General features: G+C 61.9%; 22 protein-coding genes. 1 reads left to right on the forward strand and 21 read right to left on the reverse strand.

The window, feature by feature from the left end; all coding sequences use genetic code 11:
- Window positions 1-249: 249 nt before the first annotated feature.
- The 17 genes from ACP7B0_RS08280 to arsC all read right to left on the reverse strand — a co-directional run bounded on the left by ACP7B0_RS08280 (window position 250) and on the right by arsC (window position 14,782).
- The gene (locus tag ACP7B0_RS08280; RefSeq protein ID WP_426140698.1) at window positions 250-1,167 is read right to left on the reverse strand and encodes a dihydrodipicolinate synthase family protein; all 918 of its coding nucleotides are present in this window, start codon (window positions 1,165-1,167) and stop codon (window positions 250-252) included.
- A 146-nt stretch (window positions 1,168-1,313) separates the two neighbouring features.
- Entirely contained in the window at window positions 1,314-2,351 is a 1,038-nt protein-coding gene (locus tag ACP7B0_RS08285) for a trans-3-hydroxy-L-proline dehydratase (protein WP_426140700.1), read from the reverse strand.
- A 12-nt stretch (window positions 2,352-2,363) separates the two neighbouring features.
- Complete coding sequence (locus ACP7B0_RS08290; RefSeq protein WP_426140702.1) at window positions 2,364-3,086, reverse strand: amino acid ABC transporter ATP-binding protein; 723 nt, start codon at window positions 3,084-3,086, stop codon at window positions 2,364-2,366.
- A complete protein-coding gene (locus tag ACP7B0_RS08295) occupies window positions 3,079-3,729 on the reverse strand; it encodes an amino acid ABC transporter permease (protein WP_426140704.1) in 651 nt (216 codons plus the stop codon). Before ACP7B0_RS08295 ends, ACP7B0_RS08290 begins: the two co-directional genes overlap by 8 nt.
- An 11-nt stretch (window positions 3,730-3,740) precedes the next feature.
- Entirely contained in the window at window positions 3,741-4,406 is a 666-nt protein-coding gene (locus tag ACP7B0_RS08300; protein ID WP_426140705.1) for an amino acid ABC transporter permease, read from the reverse strand.
- On the reverse strand, window positions 4,399-6,171 hold the full coding sequence (locus ACP7B0_RS08305) for an aconitase X (RefSeq protein WP_426140707.1): 1,773 nt from the start codon (window positions 6,169-6,171) through the stop codon (window positions 4,399-4,401). The genes ACP7B0_RS08300 and ACP7B0_RS08305 overlap by 8 nt, the downstream gene beginning before the upstream one ends.
- Before the next feature lie 159 nt (window positions 6,172-6,330).
- Window positions 6,331-7,143 carry a transporter substrate-binding domain-containing protein gene (locus tag ACP7B0_RS08310; RefSeq protein WP_426140708.1) on the reverse strand — a complete coding sequence of 271 codons (813 nt, stop codon included), beginning with the start codon at window positions 7,141-7,143 and terminating at the stop codon, window positions 6,331-6,333.
- Window positions 7,144-7,343: 200 nt separating this feature from the next.
- Window positions 7,344-8,096, reverse strand: a complete 753-nt coding sequence (locus ACP7B0_RS08315) for a helix-turn-helix domain-containing protein (protein ID WP_426140868.1) — start codon at window positions 8,094-8,096, stop codon at window positions 7,344-7,346.
- Between the two features lie 218 nt (window positions 8,097-8,314).
- On the reverse strand, window positions 8,315-9,568 hold the full coding sequence (locus ACP7B0_RS08320) for an FAD-dependent oxidoreductase (RefSeq protein ID WP_426140710.1): 1,254 nt from the start codon (window positions 9,566-9,568) through the stop codon (window positions 8,315-8,317).
- Window positions 9,565-9,801 carry a (2Fe-2S)-binding protein gene (locus ACP7B0_RS08325; RefSeq protein ID WP_426140711.1) on the reverse strand — a complete coding sequence of 79 codons (237 nt, stop codon included), beginning with the start codon at window positions 9,799-9,801 and terminating at the stop codon, window positions 9,565-9,567. The genes ACP7B0_RS08320 and ACP7B0_RS08325 overlap by 4 nt, the downstream gene beginning before the upstream one ends.
- Entirely contained in the window at window positions 9,794-10,915 is a 1,122-nt protein-coding gene (locus ACP7B0_RS08330; protein WP_426140712.1) for an NAD(P)/FAD-dependent oxidoreductase, read from the reverse strand. Before ACP7B0_RS08330 ends, ACP7B0_RS08325 begins: the two co-directional genes overlap by 8 nt.
- Window positions 10,912-11,844 (reverse strand): 4-hydroxyproline epimerase, encoded by a 933-nt coding sequence (locus ACP7B0_RS08335; RefSeq protein WP_426140714.1) that lies wholly within the window; start codon window positions 11,842-11,844, stop codon window positions 10,912-10,914. The genes ACP7B0_RS08330 and ACP7B0_RS08335 overlap by 4 nt, the downstream gene beginning before the upstream one ends.
- A gap of 98 nt (window positions 11,845-11,942) precedes the next feature.
- On the reverse strand, window positions 11,943-12,614 hold the full coding sequence (locus ACP7B0_RS08340) for a GntR family transcriptional regulator (RefSeq protein ID WP_426140869.1): 672 nt from the start codon (window positions 12,612-12,614) through the stop codon (window positions 11,943-11,945).
- A gap of 100 nt (window positions 12,615-12,714) precedes the next feature.
- Window positions 12,715-13,386 carry a DNA-3-methyladenine glycosylase I gene (locus tag ACP7B0_RS08345; protein ID WP_426140716.1) on the reverse strand — a complete coding sequence of 224 codons (672 nt, stop codon included), beginning with the start codon at window positions 13,384-13,386 and terminating at the stop codon, window positions 12,715-12,717.
- 31 nt (window positions 13,387-13,417) lie between these two features.
- Window positions 13,418-13,834 carry a DUF2069 domain-containing protein gene (locus tag ACP7B0_RS08350; protein WP_426140717.1) on the reverse strand — a complete coding sequence of 139 codons (417 nt, stop codon included), beginning with the start codon at window positions 13,832-13,834 and terminating at the stop codon, window positions 13,418-13,420.
- Entirely contained in the window at window positions 13,827-14,432 is a 606-nt protein-coding gene (wrbA, locus tag ACP7B0_RS08355; RefSeq protein ID WP_426140719.1) for an NAD(P)H:quinone oxidoreductase, read from the reverse strand. Before wrbA ends, ACP7B0_RS08350 begins: the two co-directional genes overlap by 8 nt.
- Window positions 14,429-14,782: an arsenate reductase (glutaredoxin) gene (gene arsC, locus ACP7B0_RS08360; protein ID WP_426140721.1), complete on the reverse strand. Its 354-nt coding sequence runs from the start codon at window positions 14,780-14,782 to the stop codon at window positions 14,429-14,431. Before arsC ends, wrbA begins: the two co-directional genes overlap by 4 nt.
- A 119-nt stretch (window positions 14,783-14,901) precedes the next feature.
- On the opposite strand from arsC, the gene ACP7B0_RS08365 reads away from it, so the two are divergent.
- A complete protein-coding gene (locus tag ACP7B0_RS08365) occupies window positions 14,902-15,369 on the forward strand; it encodes a TlpA disulfide reductase family protein (RefSeq protein ID WP_426140723.1) in 468 nt (155 codons plus the stop codon).
- 354 nt (window positions 15,370-15,723) lie between these two features.
- On the opposite strand, the gene ACP7B0_RS08370 is transcribed toward ACP7B0_RS08365, so the two are convergent.
- From ACP7B0_RS08370 to ACP7B0_RS08385, 4 genes are all read right to left on the reverse strand, one after another.
- On the reverse strand, window positions 15,724-16,128 hold the full coding sequence (locus ACP7B0_RS08370; protein ID WP_426140725.1) for an META domain-containing protein: 405 nt from the start codon (window positions 16,126-16,128) through the stop codon (window positions 15,724-15,726).
- Window positions 16,125-16,562 carry a hypothetical protein gene (locus ACP7B0_RS08375; RefSeq protein ID WP_426140726.1) on the reverse strand — a complete coding sequence of 146 codons (438 nt, stop codon included), beginning with the start codon at window positions 16,560-16,562 and terminating at the stop codon, window positions 16,125-16,127. Before ACP7B0_RS08375 ends, ACP7B0_RS08370 begins: the two co-directional genes overlap by 4 nt.
- 54 nt (window positions 16,563-16,616) lie before the next feature.
- Window positions 16,617-17,606: a 2-hydroxyacid dehydrogenase gene (locus tag ACP7B0_RS08380; protein WP_426140727.1), complete on the reverse strand. Its 990-nt coding sequence runs from the start codon at window positions 17,604-17,606 to the stop codon at window positions 16,617-16,619.
- 160 nt (window positions 17,607-17,766) lie between these two features.
- Window positions 17,767-20,520, reverse strand: coding sequence for a response regulator (locus ACP7B0_RS08385; protein WP_426140728.1), 2,754 nt, complete (start codon window positions 20,518-20,520; stop codon window positions 17,767-17,769).
- Between the last annotated feature and the right edge of the window lie 165 nt (window positions 20,521-20,685).

Below are 20,685 nucleotides of genomic sequence, written 5' to 3' on the forward strand. Positions count from 1 at the left end.
GCCTGGCGTACCTACATCACGGCACCGGAACGAAGGAACCCCTGCGAAGCAGGGGCCGGACGTCAGCGCAAACGGTTTTCGTCTATTTTGCCACGACAAAATGGACCTGGCCGTCAGGACGGAACCTCGAGGCGCAGCGCCGCCAATGCCGTTGGCGCCACCCGATCCGAAACGCACCACCAACATCTCGCGGACATACGCGGAGCGCCCCCTATTCCTGACTAACCAGGAACGATGCCTCGTCAGAAATTACAACCCCACCTCCGGCAGCACTGGCATGTTGGACATGGCCGTGGCCATCAAACCCTCGACGTATTGACGGTCGGCGTCCGGCAAGGCCAGGCGAGGCGGGCGGGTCAGGGCGCTACCGCGCTCCATGATAGCTTCGCAAAGCTTGATGCACTGAACCAGATCCGGGCGAGCATCCAGGTGCAGCAGCGGCATGAACCATTCATACAGCGCCATGGCCTCGGCAAAACGGCCCGCCTTGGCCAGGCGAAACAGGGTTTCACCTTCTTTCGGGAAGGCGTTGGACATCCCCGACACCCAGCCCACCGCGCCCACCGCGACGCTTTCCACCAGCACGTCATCCAGCCCTGCGAACAAAATGAAGCGTTCGCCCACTTCGTTGCGCACGTCGATGAAACGGTTTGTGTTGCCGGACGAGTCCTTGAAGCACACGATGGTGTCGCAGTCCGCCAGGGAAATCAGGATGTCGGGCGTAACATCGTTCTTATAGATCGGTGGATTGTTGTACACCATCATCGGCAAATCAGTGGCCGCCGCCACGGTGCGAAAATGCGCGGCGGTTTCGAACGGCTTGGATGAGTACACCAAGGCCGGCATCAGCATGATCCCATCGGCACCGGCGTGTGCCACTTGTTTAGCGACGGCGCTTGCGTTGTAGCTGGTGAATTCGGCGATCCCGGAAATCACTGGCACGCGTCCGGCGGAGGCGTCTTTGGCGACTTCCACCAGACTGATTTTCTCGGCCACGCTCAGCGACGTGTTCTCACCCACCGTGCCGCAGATCACCAGGCCGGATACGCCGTCGCGTACCAGATTGGAGATGACCTTGTGAGTGGCTTGCAGATTGACGGAAAAGTCATCGTTGAATTGAGTGGTGACGGCAGGGAAAACGCCGTTCCAGGCTACGTGTTTGCTCATGAGTGTCTCCGTTTTGATTAATGGTATTTCGTATACGTTTAATGCGGCGCGTAGTAGTGCTTGTAGGGACCCCACTGGTTGGCGAGAGCCCCGACGCGTTATGCCAGGTCAGACGCCTCGCGAATAAATCCGCGCCTACGAGCGCTTCACAGCTTCAACCCCACCGGCCAGGTGTCCGACAACTGATAGCCTTCCGGCCACGGATCGGTAGGGTCCAGCAGGTGTTGATGGGTGCCGGTGATCCACGCCTGGCCGGACAAGGCGGGAACAATGGCCGTGCGACCGGCTACGTCGGTGAGGCTGTCGACGCGGCAGTTGAATTGCGAGCCGATGATCGACCGCCCGATAAAGCGCTCGCCGACCGCCAGTTCACCTTTGGCGTGCAGCACCGCCATGCGTGCCGAACAGCCCGTGCCGCATGGCGAGCGGTCGATCTTGCCGGGGCGGATCACCACGGCATTGGCGGCGGTGGCGACACCCTGCTCGTAATGCAGCGGCGCGGCGATCTGGCAGAAGGAGATGTGGTTCCATTCCGCATTCAGTGGGTGTTCAAACCCCAATTGTTCGTTGGCGGCAAGGGTGATTTTCAGGCCGGTGTCCACCAGATCTTTCGCCTCGTCGGCAGTCAGCGAGAAACCCAGTTTCGTTGAGTCGACAATCGCGAAACTGTCGCCGCCGTAAGCGGTATCCACCTGAATCGAACCGAGGCCGGGTACTTCAATCCAGGCGCCCAGCCGGTCAGCAAACGAGGGCAGGTTGCGCACTTCAACGCTCAGCACCTTGCCGTCCTTACAGTGGGCCACGGCCTCGATCAAGCCACCCGGCGCCTCCAGCACCAATCGGGTTTCGGGCTCGGTCATGGGCAAGATGCCGGTTTCCAGCAGAACAGTCGCGACGCAAAGGGAGTTGGAGCCGGACATGGGCGGCACGTCGGCGGGCTCCATGATGATCCAGCCCATCTGCGCTTGCGGGTTCTTCGGTGGCACCAGCAGGTTCACATGGCGGAATACGCCGCCCCGGGGTTCGTTAAGCATGAAGTTGCGCAGCACGTTGTCCCGCTCGATCCAGCGCGACTGCTCCCAGAGTGTTTCGCCGGGGGGTGGCGCTACGCCGCCGACGATCACATCGCCCACTTCGCCCTCGGCATGGCAACTGACCACATGGATGACTTTCGATGAACGCATCAGGCGGGCCTCTTAGTTGATGGACTTGAGGAAGTCAGCCGTTTCCGGCCGCTGCGGGTTGCCGATGACCTGCTCTGGCGTGCCGATCTCATGCACCAGGCCGTTGCGGAAAAACGCCACGCGGTCTGACACGTCCCGGGCAAAGCGGATTTCGTGGGTCACCAGGATCATGGTCATGCCGTCCTCGGCGAGCATGCGCATGGTGTCCAGCACTTCGCCTACCAACTGTGGATCCAGGGCCGAAGTGGCTTCGTCAAACAGCATGTAATCCGGCGACATCGCCAGGGCGCGGGCAATGGCCATGCGTTGTTGCTGGCCACCGGATAGCTTGCCGGGGAACACCTTGAGCTTGTCCGCTAGGCCCACGTGGGTCAGTTGCTGGACGGCCAACGCCTCGGCTTCGGCCTTGCTTTTGCCCAGCACCGTGCGCGGCGCGAGCATGACGTTTTCCAGCACGGTGAGGTGCGGGAACGCGTTCCACTGCTGAAAAACGATGCCGATTTTCTGCCGCAGCTTGTTGATGTCGGTGCCCTTGGCGTGTACCTCGGTACCATCCACGCGAATGCTGCCGCTCTTGATGGATTCCAGACCGTTGATGCACATCAGCAGCGTGGATTTACCCGAGCCCGAGCCGCCGATGATCGACACCACTTCGCCTTTGTTGACGGTCAGGCTCACGCCCTTGATGACTTCCAGCTCACCGAACGATTTGTGTACGTTGTCGATCTCAATCATTTTCCTGCCACCTTGTTTCCAGTCGGGCACCGAGGCGGGCAGCCACCAGGCTCATGACGTAATAAATCGCGCCGGCGATGCACAGCACCAGCAACGGTTCCTGAATCCGGGTAACGATGGTTTGCGAAGCGCGCAGCAACTCGACGATGCCGATCCACATCACCAGCGACGTGTCTTTCATCACGCCGAGCAGCAGGTTGACCCAGCCGGGAAACGCCACACGGGTCGCCATGGGCAGGACGATCCGGCGCAGGTCCTGCCAGTAGGTCAGCCCCAACGACCGGCTCGCGCGGCGCACGCTCATCGGCACCGACAGCACGCCGCTGCGCACGATCTCCGTGCAATACGCCGTGACGTACAAACCAAGCACCACGCAGGCGACGGCGAAGGCCGTCCAGTTCAGGCCGACGATACTTTTCAAAGCATTGAACAACACGAACTGGATCAGCAGCGGCACGCTGCGAAACACATCCAGCACCCAGGCCAACGGAATCGTCGAGCGGGGCAGCAGGGCGCGCAGGAAGCCGCAAATCACCCCGGCGACGGTGCCAATCGCCATGGAAGCGAGGGTCAACAGGATCGTCACTTTGGCGCCGTCCAGCAGGAACAGCATGTCGTTCCAGGTAAAGCTGCTGTTGAACATTTGATTTCCCCTCAATACCGGAACAGACGCCAGGACAGCAGCCGTGCGAGAAATACGATGGCCTTGGCGATCAGGTAATAAAGCACCGCTGCAAGGGCGAAGAATTCGAAGGTGCGGAAGGTCTTGACGTTGTAGTCCTGGGTCACGCCCGTCAGGTCATCGTTGAGCCCGACGATCACGCCCATGGAGGTCATCAGCACCGCCCAGACCATCTGGTTGGTCAGGGGATAAAAGACAATGCGCAGCAATTGCGGGATCACGATCAGGCGATACGCCTGGGGGGCGCTCATGCCGAGGGAGCGGGCGGCGCGCAATTGTGTGTCAGGCACCGCCTTGAGCCCGCCGCGAAAATTCTCGGCCAGATAACCGGCGTTATTGAGGGTGATCCCCGCCAGCAGCGCCACCCAGGAACTGATGTGCAGCCCGAAGGAACCCAGCCCGAAATACAGGATGTACACCTGAAACAGCGACGGCGTGTTGCGGGCAATGGATATCCAGGTGGCGGAAAAACCCCGCAACAGCCGATTCTTGCCTTGGCGCATGAACGTCAGGCACAGGGCGATCAACACCCCGAGGATCATCGACAGGGCGGCGGTTTCGAAGGTCACCCAGGCACCGCCGAGCATGTCCGGCAGGGCTTTGAAGGCGGCGCGCCAGTGGAAGTTGTAATCAAACATGGGTCGCCTCCACGGGCGTTTCAGGCGCACAGAGCCAAGCGGGCAGTTGGCCGCTGGCCACGCCGCTGCACGCTGTCGCCACGCACTCGGCAAGGCTGGCGAAATGCACGTAACGCCCCACCAGCCCCGGCGCGTAATGGGCGTACTTGCCCGAGTTGGTCATCAAGGTCCGCGCCGTCACCGGCACCACGGGCTCCCCAAGCATGCACCAGCAGGTGTCGGTGACGAACTGCGCGCCGAAGGCTTCCAGCACGGCGATATCCCCTGCCTGCCGTGCTTTCTCCAATACGTCGCGGCCGCAGGTGATCACCAGCGGCACGTCAGGGTGCCGGTGTTTGCCCTCGCAGAGCCTGGCCAGCGCGGCGAACTCGCTGACTGAAAAATGCGGATTGCCCAGTGAAATCAGATCCACTTGCGCGTCCGGCGCGCTGTCGAGTTCGCGCCAGCTGTTCAGCAGGTGCGCGTGGGTGATGCGCAGGGTGCGCGTGGGCGCTTGCCCGCCCAGAGCGTTTTCGGCCGGGGTCGCCTCCGGCGTTACGCCAGCGATGTGGAACATCGGCGCAGCAGACGTGGTGGCGAACGCCGCGCCAAAGGCTTTCAAATCGTCCAGCGTGGGCTGCGCCTGTTCCAGGCCGTACACCAGCGGTATTTCGCTGCAGCACAACAGCCCGACGTGATAGCCCAGCAGCGGATAGAAACTGTCATCCGGATCGGTCAGCGGCGGTAACTCGATGCACACTTGAGCGTGACGTCCCTGCGCCAGATGGCAGCCGGTCAGCGGCGCGCGGCCGGTGAGGGCGATGCAGATGTCGAGGTAATCCGGGTACTTCAAGGTGCAGGCGCCGATCACGCTGTTGGCGTAGACCACCGCGTTGGATTCGGCCCAGACGATTTGTTCGCCCGCCTTGGGCGCGGTGTCCAGCAGGTAGGGCGCACAGGTAAAACTCAAGGTCGCGCCCATGTTCAGGTACGCATCACCCAACTGGCTGGCCGGTTCCCCCAGTGCGCTGTCGATGCCCAGCTCCCGCCAGAGGCGCTTGTCGACGGAAATGGAATTCAACGTAGTGGGCACCCGCACGCTGGCACCCCATTGCACCAGTTGTTGCGCAAAGCGCAGGCTTGCCGGGCCGGTATAAATGCAGCCGTCAATGTGCGCCTGGGTGATGTCCAGCAGTTCGGTGGCACCTTGCAGTTCAGCCATGCGCAGGATGATGCCCATGGCTACCTCGGGCGCCTTGCCATGCCTGCCATCGAGAAAATGCTGATCGTTTTCGCTCAGTCTGAGGCTGGGTTGCCAGGCGAGTCGGGTGATCGTTTCGGTGGTTTTCAGCGGGCTGGCGGGTGGATGGCGAAACCCACTGAGCCGGTCCGCTTCGACGTGCAGCCATGACATTTCCCGCAGCGCTGAAAACCCGTCCCGGCCCACGCTGATGACGGGGATGGAGTGCGCGAACATCTGCTCGGCGATGATCACACCCAGGGTCAGGATGTCGTCCACCTGTTCAAAGACCAGCGCTGCCGGAGCGTGGCCGTTGAGGATCAATTCCAGTAACACGCTGCTGCCCGTGCAGGAGCCTCGACCACTGGGGATCGCCAGCACCTGGCCGCTGATGATCTGCCCGCTCAGCGGGTGATGCCGGTCAATGACCTCACCGCTCAACGGATCAACACCGCCCCAGAAACTCAAGCCGACATCGGCCCAGAGCAGCGGGCCCTGGGCCGAACCGCTGACCAGACAACGACCCTGGAGTAAAACATCCGGCATGGGTGGGCTCCTGAAAAATACACAATTCTGTTGGCGCGAGCTGGCGGCGTTCCGACTTGCCCGCGAAGAGGCCAGTACATCCGAAACCATTTCGGAGTCAGTAATACCGCCTTCGCGGGCAAGCCTCGCTCCAACAGGGGCGTTTAAAGGCTGGGCAAATCAGCGATAAACCCCCGGCACGGTCAGGTCAACCGGTTTGCCGCCGACCCATTTTTCATACAGCTCAGCATAGCGACCGGTGCGCACTTGTTGGTTGACGAACAGGTTCAGGTAGTTGATCAGCCCGTACTCATTGCGCTTGGCGGCCAGCGCCACGTAGTCGATGACATACGGCGCGTTGCCCGCGACTTTCAGGCCTTTGTATTTGCCGGACTTGAGGGTGGCGGCGGCGACGGTGTTGGTCACCACGGAAGCGTCGATGTGACCTTGGGCGACGGCGAGGATCGTGTCGTTCTGGGTCTGGTAGGCGCGGAAACTGCCGCTGCCCCATTTCTTCTGGTCTTTCTCCAGGGCAATGGCTTCAAACGTGCCGCTGGTGTTGCCGACCGGTTTGCCCTTGAGGTCTTCGTAACTGTTGATCGAGGTGTTTTCCCGCGTCAGCACCACCATGGAAAACGCGAAGTAGGGCACGCTCATTGCCACGGTCTTGGCGCGTTCCAGTGTGTCGGAAGTCGAGGCCACGATGATGTCGGCACGGCCCGAAACCAGTGCAGGAATCCGGTCCGGGAAGGGCGTCTCGACAATCTCGGCGGTCACACCCAGCGTTTTCGCCAGATCGTTGCAGTAATCGACGTCGAAGCCGACCGGGACATTTTTCTCGTCACGCATGCCCATGGGCGGGAAGTCCAGCGTCACCGCACAGCGCAGCTTGCCGGAGTCGATGATGTCATCGAGCTTGTCGGCCTGGGCGGTACTGATCAGGGAAACACTCATTGCGGCAAAAAGGGCAGCAGCGACAGCTGGATTTTTCATAGACGCCTCGCGAATGCAGGTGAGCAATATTGGGATAAGGAATTTCGTATACGATATTTTATATGCACAGGTTGTGCCTGTTTTGTCGGGATGGCTCTAAGCAAAGGCTTCAGAGGTTTTGTTGGAGAAATGGGTCGGATGGGCTGTTACATAAGGGAGCAAATGGTGGGCGGGGTGCTTCATTGGTGCACAGGCGATCGTCACGCGTCGCCTTGCGACTGTCGATACTGACTCGGCGAAAATCCGGTAAGCGCGCGAAACTGGCGGCTGAACGCGCTGTGATCGGTATACCCGCAGCGCTGGGCAATTTCGGTGATGGAAATGTCCTGCAGCAACAACCGCGATGCCTCGCCCAGGCGCGCTTTGTGGATCATCTGCCGAGGCGTGAGTTGAAAAATCCGTTTGCACTGCCGCTCCAACTGCGCAATGGACAGGCCGGCGATGGCGGTGAGCTCCGCGAGGCTGACAGGACGAGCGAAGTGCTCGCTAATGTAAGCGTCCACAGCCGCCAGCTTGGGGTAGGCCGGGTGCGTCGATTGTGGCATCTGCAAATCCCGTGACGTACCCGCCAGGCCGATGATTGCTCCGGCATGATTTCGCACCGCCAGTTTATGGGTCAGGCACCAGACGGGTTGATTGCCGTCATAAAGATGCAATTCCAGCTGATCGGTGAGCTGCCTGCCATCCGCCAGCACCCTGCGGTCCTGCTCGGTGTATTGAGGACCAAATCGCGCCGGGAACACCTCTTCAGCGGTGCGCCCGACAAGTTCGCTCTTGTGCTTGAAGCCCAGACGAAACGCCAGGGTTTGATTGACCAACACGTAGCGCGCATGGGTGTCCTTGATGAAAAACACCACGCCCGGAATCGCGTCGAACAGCGGCGCCACCCGTTCCAGGCTGGCGAGCAGTTGTTCAAGATCGCGCGGGGCGGAGGGTTGGGTCAGGTCGAGCATCGCGAGTGTCTGGGAAATGGAGTTGGCTGGATCATGCTGCAAGTGACTTGGGATGCACAGAACTTGTTCTATGTCTGGGGGCAACCGCCAGGCATTCCAGTAGACGCAAATGCATCGGCTGTACGTCCAGATCCGTTGGAGCGAGGCTTGCCCGCGAATTGGACGCCTCGGTGATCCAGATACACCGCGTTATCGTTCTTCGCGAGCAAGCTCGGCTCCTACAAATCCAGTGAATCCAATTCCATCAACGTCCCCACCCGCGCCGGGCTGAAAGGCGGGCGGGCCGCTGGCGGTTCCCAGCCAAACAGGGTGTGTGTGGCCGTCGAACAGGTGCGCCCCTGACAGGCACCCATGCCACAACGGGTCGTCAGCTTGGCGTGCTTCCAGTCGGGATGATGGGCGAGGGCGGCGTAGGACACGTCTTCGCAACGGCACACCAGTGTGTCCGGTTCGGCCAGTTTCTTGACCGCAGGGCCTAGCGCGAAACTGCGCTGCAAGGCATCGGCAAAACCTTGCCAACGCTTCCGCTGAGGCCACAGCGCCTTTGCCTGCGGCTGCAAACCCATGGCCGCATAGCCAGCGATGCGGCCTTCGACCAGTGCCAACTCGCTGCCACCAAACCCGGTGCATTCCCCCGCCGCGTAATGATGCTCAAGGCGGGTCGCCTGCCATTCGTCGACGGTGATGGCGCGATCAAGCACCTGGCAACCCAAGGCCTGGCCCAGTTCGACGTTGGGCACCAGGCCGAACCCGCACGCCAGACGCTCGCAGGGTATTTCTTCGATCTGTTTTCCGGTCTGGATCCGCACGCCTTCCAGACGGTCCGTACCCAGCGCTGCAATGACATGGCTGGCCGTGCGATAGTGCGTATTCAACAAACCCACCGCTTGCCGGGCCTTGTTGGGCCACCGCCACAGTTGCGCGGCGAAACCGCCGACTGCCCGCAGGGAAGCCTGCTCGGCAATGCGCAACACCTGCGCGCCCTTGGCTTTGGCGGTCGCGGCGCTCGCAAGCAACAAGGGGCCGCTGCCCGCGATGACGAGACGCTGGTTCCTGACCGGGAGGCCGCCCTTGATCAAGGCCTGAAGACCGCCCGCTCCGGTGACCCCCGGCAAGGTCCAGCCGGGGAAGGGCAGGAGCACTTCACGAGCGCCGGTACACAGGATCAGTTTCCGGTAGCTGATGAGCCAGCCACGTTCGGCGTCTTCCAGCAGCAATTGCCTTGGGCCGTTGCGGGCGATGACTTTGGTTGCGCTGTACAGGCTGATGTTGGGAAAGCCCTGAAGGTCATCGCGCATGGAGCGAGCCTGTGCCGGAACATCTGCCTGCGGGCCGTCGCGCCAGATTTGCCCGCCGGGTAGCGGGTTGTCATCAACCAAGACAATGCGCGCCCCGCTTGGTGCTGCCGCCAGTGCTGCGGCCATGCCTGCCGGGCCTGCGCCGATGATCAATAAATCGACCGATTCATTCACGGCAGCGTCTCCACGTGCATGCCGTCTTGGCATAGTGTCTGACAGGCCAGTCGACGTTTTCCGTCGATATCCACCCGGCATTCCTGACAAATCCCCATGCCGCACACCGGCGCACGCCGCTGGCCGCTTACCGAGGTGCGGGTGCATCCGTCGCCGATCAGTGCCAGCGCCGCAGCAACCGTGGTGCCGGGAACGACCTCAAGCGCGCGGCCATTGATACTCAATTCAGGCATGGGCAATGGCTCCGATAAAACGTTGCGGCAGATAGGGTTCAACCGGCAGCGGCGAAGGTTGACGCAGCAATTGCGCGGCCAACAGACGCGCCGTGCCGGGCGCCGTGGTAACGCCCAGGCCTTCATGGCCGACGGCCAGCCATAAGCCGGGCTGTCGCGGGTGTTCACCAATCAGCGGCAAGCCGTCCGGGCTGGCGGCGCGAAAGCCGGTCCAGCTGCGAATCGCCGTCATCTGGCTCAACCCCGGCAGGAATTCGCTGGCGCGGCGCAGCATGCGGCCCAGCATCCAGCCTTCCACCTCGGCGTCCTGATTATCGAACTGCCGGGAAGAGCCCACGAAGAGCTGGCCCGTGGGCCGTTGTTGCACGTTGAACGCCACGGACGGGCCTGTCGCGTTGTGAGCGCTGGTGACGTAGCCCAGCTCCACCAGCGTGTGCTGAATCTGGATCGGATAGCGATCAGTGATCAGCAAGTGACCTTTCTTGGCTTGCAGCGGCAGTTCGGGGCACAACTGGCTGGCGTAAATGCCGTTGGCGAGTATCACCGCCGTGGCGCTCAGCCATTGGCCGTCGGCAAGGCGCAGCCGATTGCCTTGAACTTCTGTCACCTGCGCCGTGCGTTGGCGGATACGCGCGCCATGGCGTTGCAACAGCCAGCGGGCGGCGTTGGGGGCGTAGAGAATGCCGTCGCCGCTGACCTTCAGGGCGCCCTGCAAGCCGCTGCGCAAGGCAGGTTCTGCATCGGCCACGGCTTGGGCGTCCAACAGGGCGCACGCCATGCCGTAATCCAGCAAGGTTTTCTGTTTGGCCCGTGCGGCGTCCATCTCTTCGGCATTGCACGCCAGCCACAACGTGCCGTTGGTGCGCATGGCGCAGTCTTGGGGCAGTTGAGGGGCCAGTTCTCGCCACGCCCGGACGGAGTATTCACTGAGGGCCAGTTCATCGGGATTGTCGTCGAGCACCACCAGGTGGCCCATGCCCGCCGCCGTCGCGGCGGGGCGATTGCAGTCGAGTACCAGCACGTCAAGGCCATGACCGGCCAGTTCATCGGCGCAAGCCGCACCGATGATGCCGCCGCCAATGATGATCACATCGGCGGCCTGCTTGGACGTCACGGGCGGATGCCCCAGGCGAACGGGTCATCGCTGGCCAGCAGCAGGGTCGCTTCGGCGCTGATGTGCGCACGGCCGCGAATGGTGGGCACCACGCGCTCGCCTTGCCACTGATAAGAACCTTCGAACTGGCTGCCGATCACACTGGCCTGGCGCCAGATCTGCCCCGGCGCGAGTTTGCCGTCTGCCGCCAGACACGCCAGTTTGGCGCTGGTGCCGGTGCCGCAGGGTGAGCGGTCATACGCCTTGCCGGGGCACAGCACGAAATTGCGACTGTCGGCTTGAGCGTCGTCGGCAAACAACTCGATGTGATCGATTTCCCCGCCGTCTTCGCCCAGGATGCGTTGCGACTCCAGCGCTTGGCGCACCGCCCAGGCGTAGGCAGTGAGCGCTTCAAGGTTGTCGCTGTCGATGCTCAGGCCGTGTTCGGCAATCAGGAAAAACCAGTTGCCGCCCCAGGCGATGTCCCCCGTGACGCGGCCAACCCCGGGCACCTCAACACTCACGGCTTTGCGATACCGCCAGGACGGCACGTTCTGCACGCTGACGGAGCCATCGTCGTGCAGCGTGGCTTCCACCGTACCCACCGGGGTTTCGATGCGGTGCACGCCAGCGCCGATGCGACCCAGATGCGCGAGCGACACTACGAGGCCAATGGTGCCGTGACCGCACATGCCCAGATAGCCGCTGTTATTGAAGAAAATCACCCCCGCACAGGCGCTGGAATCAACCGGTTCGCAGAGCAGCGCGCCCACCAGCACATCGCTGCCACGGGGTTCCAGCACGGTTGCGGCGCGCCAGTCATCGTGCAGGTCAGCGAGGATCTGCCGGCGTTCGGCCATGGTGCCGGTGCCCAGATCGGGGAAACCTTCCAGCACCAGCCGCGTGGGTTCGCCGCCGGTGTGGGAGTCAAGGATGCGGATGCGTTTCATCAGGTCACCTGCCGTTGAAAGACAACTACAGGATGACGCCGGCAAAACGGAAGGTCTTGAAGGATTTCGCCTGTGGCCGTGACGAAATCGGCACAGCCTCAGACTTCGCGGATGGACTCGTTGGGCAAGTGGGCGTACAGCTCGCGACAGACGCCGATGATGTGGTGATCAATCAGCTCGGCGGCTTTTTCCACGTCGCGTTCAGCACAGGCCTTGAGGATTTCCCGGTGCTCCTGATCGGCGCGCAGCTTGCCTTGCTCGAAGCTCATTTGCAGGCGCAGGTAGCGTTCGACCTTGTCGTGGATGGAGCGAATCAGGTTCAGCAGGAACGGCCGCTCGGCGGCTTCGTACAGGCAAGTGTGAAACGCCCAGTTCAGTTCTGCCCAACGGCCTACGTTGTCGTCCGTCATGAACTCATCGCAGATGGCCAGCGCGCGTTTGATGTGATCCTGGGTCATCTTCGGCACCGCCAGACGAATCGCCTGGACCTCCAGCAGCACCCGGACTTCGAAGATCTGCGCCAGCTCCGGCTCGGAAATCCGCGTCACCACGGCACCCTTGTTGCGCTGGAACTGCACCAGCCCTTCGGCTTCCAGGCGTTTCAGGGCTTCGCGCACCGGAATCTTGCTGACGTTGAAGACCTTGGCGATGTCATCCTGACGGATAGGTTCGTCTTCGGCGAAATGCCCGGAAATAATGGCTTCGCGCAAATGTTTGGCAATCACCTCGGACGCGGAAGGGGCGACACCGAGGTTGGGAGCGTCAGGCAGGAGAAGAGGCACGCAGATGACTCATGTAGAGGTGACAGGTGGATAGGGTATACGAAGCGCGTAGCGGTGGGCGCGTCTGGCGATCTCCGTCAGAAAAAAATCAATGGTTGACGGTAAACGCCAGCATGGCCGACAGCTGGCACAACGGCCGGCCGCTTTCGCTTTGCCACTGGTTGAACACCTGCTGGACGATGGCCTGATCGCGCTTGCTGGTCGGCACTTTGTCGACGATTTTCTGCGCATTCAAGGCGGCCACCACGTCCCAGGTCGGGATAAAGGTGTCTTTGCCCACCATCCGCAGGAAGCGCGGCGAGGACAAACCGCCCATCTGGTTGCCGTGTTTGGCCAGGTATTGCCACAGCCCGGTGATGTCATCCACGGGCCATTGGGCGATGAACTGGCCGAAACTGCCGTACTCCTGCTCGATGTCCAGAATCATCTGGGCATTGCGCGGCACGCTCTTGAGCTTGCCCAAGTGGCGAATGATCCGGGCGTCCTGCATCAGGCGCTCCAGATGATCGGCGCCCATCAGCACGACTTTTTCCGGATCAAACCGAAAGAAGACCTCTTCGAACGCTGGCCATTTCGAGTCCACCAGACTGTGCTTCAAACCGGCCCGAAAGACCCGCAGCGCCAGGGTCGACAAGTAGCGATCGGCGCTGATGGCTTGCAGTTGTTTAGCGGTCTTGGGCGTGGGCAGGTGTGCTTCCAGGGCTTTCGCTGAGCCAAAACGGTTCAGGCAATACTCATTCAGCCATTTGTAATCTTGCATTCATGCTCCGTCGCACGGGTCTGGGTACACCTCAGACCGAACCTTCACCCGCAAGTTTGCGGTTGTATTGAAAACGCCAGCGCACGTACAGCAACGCACTGGTGAACACGGCCACGCTGGCGAGCATTTCCAGCACGCCGAATAGCGAGCGATTCGGGTCGTAAGCCGCCAGCGCACCCTTGATGAAGTACAGATTGACCACGAAGCAGGTCCACGAATGGCCCCGCGCACTGCCGGTGAACATGCCCGGCGCGAGCAGGAGCAACGGCACCAGCTCGATGGTCAGAATCACCCAGGGCCTGGCGCCGTGCAGGTCTGCGACGAACAGGTAATAACCGGTCAGCAAGGCGATCAAGCCCAGAAAACAGATCAGGCTGACCACCCGGCTGATGCGCACCCGGGGTGCAAGCCATTCAAGCGGCGGCAGGACTTTGGGCTGTTTAGCCACGGGGCGTCTCCAGCAACCGGGCGGTTTTCGCCAGACGCTGGCCCAGTGCGCGGCACAGCTCGGTTTCATGTTTGTCCAGCGGGCGTTTGCCATCGGCACCGGCGTGATGGCTGGCGCCGTAAGGGGTGCCGCCGCCGCTGGTTTCCACCAGGGCCGATTCGCTGTAGGGCAGGCCGGTGATCAGCATGCCGTGGTGCAACAGAGGCAGCAGCATCGACATCAACGTGGTTTCCTGGCCGCCGTGCAGACTGGCGGTGGAGGTAAAGACACTGGCGGGTTTGCCCACCAGGGCGCCGGTCAGCCAGAGGTTACTGGTGCCGTCCAGGAAATGCTTGAGGGGCGCGGCCATGTTGCCAAAGCGCGTCGGGCTGCCCAGGGCCAGGCCGGAGCAGTTTTTCAGGTCATCCAGGCTGGCATACAACGCGCCGCTTTCCGGGATGCTTGGTGCCACGGCTTCACACTCGGTGGAAATGGCCGGCACCGTGCGCAGACGTGCCTCCATCCCGCCGGCTTCGATGCCTCGCCCGATCTGCCGGGCCATTTCGCTGGTGGAGCCGTTGCGGCTGTAGAACAGGACCAGGATGTAAGGCGTAGTCACGGCAGGATCTCCAGTACGTTTTCCGGTGGACGGCCAATCACGGCCTTGTCGCCCGCCACGAGGATGGGGCGCTCGATCAGTTTGGGGTGGGCGATCATGGCGGCGATCAAGTCGTCATCGCTCAGGCTCTTGTCGGCGAGGTTGAGGGCTTTGTAGTCGTCTTCGCCGGTGCGCAGCAACTGCCGGGCGGTGATGCCCAGCTTGGCCAGCAGCGCACGTAACTGCACGGCATCGGGCGGTGTTTCGAGGTACAGCAGGATGGTCGGGCTCAGGCCGCGGGCTTGCAGCAGTTCCAGCGCGCCGCGGGACTTGGAGCAGCGCGGGTTGTGATAAAGCGTCAGATCGGTCATTTGCAGGTCGCATCTTGCGTAAGGTGGCGGCTATTCTACCCGTGTGATGGCACCGGCTGAACATGGGGTGGTGATCGGTCGCAGGTTTGACATTCCATTTGATGCACTGGGGGAAGTACATGGCAAGGCGATTGGCAGCAATGGTGATGATTGTCGGCAGCGTATTGCTTGGAGGCTGTGGCGCGGATCTGGGCATGGATCAGAACGGCCAGAAAGTCGCGAGCGACCGAATCGACAACCACTGGCTGGTCATCAATTACTGGGCCGAGTGGTGTGGCCCCTGCCGCACGGAAATCCCGGAGTTCAACGCCTTGTCCGATCAGCTCAAGGACCAGCAGGTCAGCGTGCTGGGCGTCAATTTCGACAACCTGCAGGGCGAAGATCTGAAAGCCGCTTCCAACGCGTTGGGCATCAAGTTTACGGTGCTGGCCCAGGACCCCGCCGAGCGTTACGAACTACCGCCCAGCGAGGGATTGCCGGTGACGTACATCATCGATGACAAGGGCAAGATGCGTGAGCAATTGATTGGCGAGCAGACGGCGGCGGGCGTCGTGCAAAAGCTGAAGGCGTTGCGTGGGGAGGGGTAGAGGGTTCGCTTTGGGACGGTGGCAGCCACGGTATTGACGGCGTGACTGCCCCCCCCAAAAAAAGCTGGATGGTGTTTTCAGGCCACTCGCGGCGGGGTTCTGTAGGCGCTCGCACGCTCCTGACACCGTGGGACCGGCTTTAGCCGGGAAGGGGTATTTCAAGCGATGCAGATGCAGCGAACGCCCCGGCCTCTTCCCGACTGAAGCCGGTCCCACGAGGTGAACAACAATTCCCGGCTGAAGCCGACCCCATGGAGGATAGGCTTGCGTTTGAACTGTGCTGAATAGTTGTCCATGAAAAACACCCCAAAGTCTGGATAAGTGTCCAACCTTTGGCGGCAGTTCAGTTTGGACTCAACTTTCTTCCCAAAACCGCAGCGGCTTGCCTTGTGCAGGCCAGAGGCGCAGTTGGTCGATGGGGGAGATGTCCCAGCGCTGGACCTTGTCCAGTGCCTGCAGGAAACGCTGTTCCTGCTCCATCAATGCCGGGGCGCAAAGTTTGCGAGTGCTGCCCACTGGCCCGAATTCGATGCTGTGTGCGTCCAGGGTGTAGGGCGCGAACCAGTGGTTGCAGCCCGCGTTGCCATAGGCGCGACCGTCGGACCCCAGGGTCATGGTCAAATGGCTGCTGTCGATCAGCGGACGCTCACCGATCCATTCCAGCACGTAGCTTTGATCCTGTTTGACAGGCAGCGGTTGGGTCGCGCAGCCGACCAGCAACGCACCGCCCATCAGCCCCAGGAAAGCGAGCTGTTTCATGCGGCTTTCTCCTGACACTTTTTGCACAAATGCTTCTCGCCGACGGTTTTCCAGCCCAGTTCGGCAATGCGGGCGGCGGCGGCAGGTTTTTGCGCCGAGACGCCCAGTTTGGCGTCAACCATGAATTCGAAATCCAACACCGTGGCGCACCCGTCGCAGTTGACTTTCCATTGATGGATGGCCAACTCGTCGAATACCGGCCCGCTGGCCACGGCGATCCACTGCCCCGGCGGATTGATCAAGTGTCGAACCTTCTCGACGATCAACCGCATGTGCAGGGTCTTGCTGCCTTTGAGGGTGACCAGCAAGTGGTCGTTGTCATGAATCGAGCCGCCGTTGCCGGTGACCTGATAACGACCGGGCACCAGAGTGCGGCACTCGGTGAGCGTGTGCTGGGGGTTGAGCATGCTGTAGCGAAAATCGTGTTCGGCCATGGGGTCCTCCAAATGGCGCGCATCCTATCATGGGCTTGAGGCGCGCTGTCCCTGTTAACCGACCACCTGATTCTGTGCCGCGCCACTGGCCCAGGCGGCGATGTTGTCCAGGGTGGTCTGTGCAATTGCGCCCAGTGCTTCCTGCGTCAGGAACGCCTGATGGGCGGTGATGATCACGTTGGGAAAGGTCAGCAGCCGCGCCAGAACGTCGTCTTGCAGGGGCAGGTCCGAGCGATCCTCGAAGAACAGCAGCGCTTCTTCCTCATAGACATCCAGCCCCAGGTAGCCCAGTTGCCCGCTTTTGAGGGAATCGAGCAGCGCCGGTGTATCAACCAGGCCACCGCGCCCGGTATTGATCAGCATGGCACCGCGCTGCATGCTCGCCAGCGACGCCTCATTGATGAGGTGGCGGGTCTGCTCGGTCAGCGGGCAGTGCAGGCTGATGATCTGCGCCTGGGCCAGCAGTTCCGGCAGGCTGAGGTATTGCGCGCCCAGCGCCTGGACCTGTGGGTTCGGGTAAGGATCGTAAGCCAGCAGCTTGCAACCGAAGCCCGACATGATTCTGGCGAAGGTGGCACCGATCTGCCCGGTACCGACAACACCCACGGTCTTGCCCACCAGATCGAAGCCGGTCAGGCCGTGCAGGCTGAAATCCCCTTCACGGGTGCGGTTGTAAGCCCGATGCAGATGGCGATTCAACGCCAGAATCAGCGCGACGGCGTGCTCAGCCACGGCATGAGGCGAGTAGGCCGGGACGCGGACCACGCTGAGGCCCAGTCTTTGCGCAGCGGGCAAATCCACATGGTTGTAGCCCGCCGAGCGCAGGGCGATCAGGCGAGTGCCGCCCGCAGCGAGAATTTCCAGCACCGGGGCACTCAAGTCGTCGTTGATGAACGCACACACCACCGGATGTTTGTCAGCCAGCGGGGCAGTTTCCGTGGTCAGGCGCGCAGGCTGAAAGTGCAGCTTCAGGTCGGCGGGTAGCTGCGCGGCGAGGAAACTTTCGCGGTCGTAAGTCTGGCTGCTGAAGATCAGGGTGTGCATAAAGGAGCGTTCCTTAAGGGCTGTTGGAGCGAGCGGGTTACGTTCCGATTTGCCAGCGAATCAGGCACCGCGGTTGACCCGGTCAGCCGCGTTAACGTTCTTCGCGGGCAAGCCTCGCTCCAACGGGACCCGTGTTTGCCGCGCGACGGGCGATACGTCCTCAAACACTCACCCGGGACTCGATGGTCAGGCGGTTGATCGCTTTTTCCAGGTTGTCGAGGGCTTCATGGACTTGCGGGGCATTTTGTTTGAGCAAGGTTTCGCTGCGTTGGCAGGCGGCGCGCAGTTGCGGAACACCGCAGTATCGGGTTGCCCCGTGCAGGCGGTGCACCCGTTCAATCAGGCCCGTGTGATCACCGGTTTCCCGCGCGGTGCGGATCGCTTCGCGGTCGCTTTCCAGGGAGGCCAGCAGCATGGCAAGCATGTCAGCCGCCAGATCGGGCTTGCCGGCCGCCAGACGCAGGCCTTCCTCATGATCAAGTACATCCAGGTCGGCGCTGGCACGGGCTTTCTCGATGCGCGGCTCCGGCACCTGGCTGCGCAGGGCAAGACCGGTCCATTTGAGCACGACCTGGGCCAGTTGCCGCTCGCTGATGGGCTTGGTCAGGTAATCGTCCATGCCGCTTTGCAACAGCGCGCGTTTTTCGTTGGCCATGGCGTGGGCCGTGAGGGCGACAATCGGCAGCGACGAGCGCTGACGTTCGACTTCCCAGGCACGAATGGCTTCAGTGGCCTGACGGCCGTCCATTCCCGGCATCTGCACGTCCATGAGAACCAGATCAAAAGCGTCGTTCTGTACCGCATGCAGCGCGGCATAACCACTGTCGACGGCCACCACTTCGGCGCCCATGTCTTCGAGCAGCGTCTGGACCAGCAACAGGTTCGCCGGGTTGTCGTCAACGCACAGCAGGCGCGGTGGCCGGCTGGACAGCGGCTCCACGGCATCGTTGCGAACGACCTTGGGCATGATCAGTTCAGACAGGGTGCGCCGCAGTTTGCGCGTGCAGACCGGCTTGGCTTGCAGTTGCGTGTAGATGTCCGGCACGGAGAGCTGAAACAGCGCCTGCTCGGTGGTGGGGCAGAGCACCAGGACTTTGCAGTCGAGGTTTTCCAGGTCCCAGATGTGCTGGCGCAACCGTTCCGGCGGCAGTTCGTGGGCGGTGATGCCCAGCACGGCCAGGCTGATCGCCGCAGGCGTCTGGTGCGCGGCGGTCACGCCATTGAGCAGGTTTTCCAGATTATTGAACACCAGGGTTTCCAGACCGCAGTCTTCAAGTTGGTGCTCCAGGGCCTGACGCGCCAGATCATGGTGTTCGAGGACGGCGACGCGCAAGCCCAGCAGGGGCAGCGCCGGCAGGTCTTCGATGTCGTCCCGCGCCTTGGGCAGGTTCAGGCTGATCCAGAACTCCGAGCCTTCGCCGGGCGTGCTGTCCACGCCGATTTCGCCGCCCATCTGTTCGATCAGACGCTTGGAAATCACCAGCCCCAGACCGGTGCCCCCCGGCTGTCGGGACAGCGAATTGTCCGCCTGGCTGAACGCCTGAAAGAGCGCCCGGACATCCTGGCTGGAGAGGCCGATGCCGGTGTCCTGCACGCTGATGCGCAACTGTGCGCTGTCGTCGTTTTCGTCCTCGACCATGGCCCGCGCAACGATGGTGCCCTCGCGGGTGAACTTGATGGCGTTGCTGATCAGATTGGTCATGATCTGCTTGAGTCGCAGCGGGTCGCCCAGCAACGACAAGGGGGTGTCGCGATACACCAGACTGACCAGCTCAAGCTGCTTGGCGTGGGCGGCAGGGGCGAGGATGGTCAGGGTGTCTTGCAGCAGGTCACGCAGATTGAACGGGACATTGTCCAGCACCAGCTTGCCGGCCTCGATCTTCGAGAAGTCGAGAATCTCGTTGATGATGCTCAACAGGTTGTCGGCGGACTTTTCGATGGTGCTCAGGTAATCGAACTGGCGCGGGGTCAACTCGCTTTTTTGCAGCAGGTGGGTGAAACCCAGGATGCCATTGAGCGGTGTGCGGATTTCATGGCTCATGTTGGCCAGAAACTCGGACTTGATTCGGCTGGCCTCAAGGGCCTCTTTGCGCGCCAGGTCCAGTTCGATGTTCTGGATTTCAATGGTTTCCAGGTTTTGCCGCACATCCTCGGTCGCCTGATCGACGCTGTGTTGCAGTTCTTCCTGGGCGTTCTGCAGGGTGGCGGCCATGCGATTGATGCCCGACGCCAGTTCGTCCAGCTCATGACTGCCCAAGGGCGGCAACCGGGTTTCCAGATTGCCGTCCTTGAGCTGAGCCACCGCCTGCTTGATGCGGCTGATGGGTACGTTGATCGTGCGGCTGATGCGCAGCGCGAGGATGGCGGTCAGGGCCAGGCCCACGGCAATCAGCAGCAGGCTGGCAAACATGCTGCGGTAGCCGCGCAACAGCGTGCCGGTGTGCGACAGCTCCAGCTCCACCCAGCCCAACAGACGATCGGCTTCTTCGGGCATTGGCTCGCCGGTCAGATGACGCTGGCGGCCGAATACCGGCAACAGATAACGCGTGGCGTCGTTGCCGGAACGTTGCAGCAGGTGAGTGCCGCTGCCCAAGGGCGGTTCGTTGATCATGCTTGGCCCGGCGTGAGCCAGCGATTCGCGTTCCGGGCTCAGGAATGTCACCGAGCGCACATCGGCCTGTTCCAGTGCCTGCACTGCCATGCGCTGCAGCAGCACCTTGTCGGCACGTCCCAGTGCAGGCGCGGCCAGGGGCGCCAGATCCTGAGCGATCATCTCGCCGCGTTGCAGCAACTGGTTTTGCAAGTCGTGCAACTGCATCCAGGTGAAATACCCGCCCAGCACCGCCGCCATCAGGCTGGCGGGCAAAATGGTCAGCAGCAGTACGCGGCCTTTGATACCCAACTTGTTCAGCACGCTCTATCTCCAGCAGGCCAGGATCATCCTGATCGTTCGATCGGGTGTTGGTGCACGCCAACACCGGAGCAGTGTAGCGACTTTGCCCGGGGGCTATGGCGGCATCTTAACGTGCCCGGCCGCTGGCATGGCGTTGCCATACGTCAACGAATGTCGCGTGGCTTG

The organism is Pseudomonas sp. DWP3-1-2 (assembly GCF_049896285.1).
Lineage (GTDB): Bacteria > Pseudomonadota > Gammaproteobacteria > Pseudomonadales > Pseudomonadaceae > Aquipseudomonas.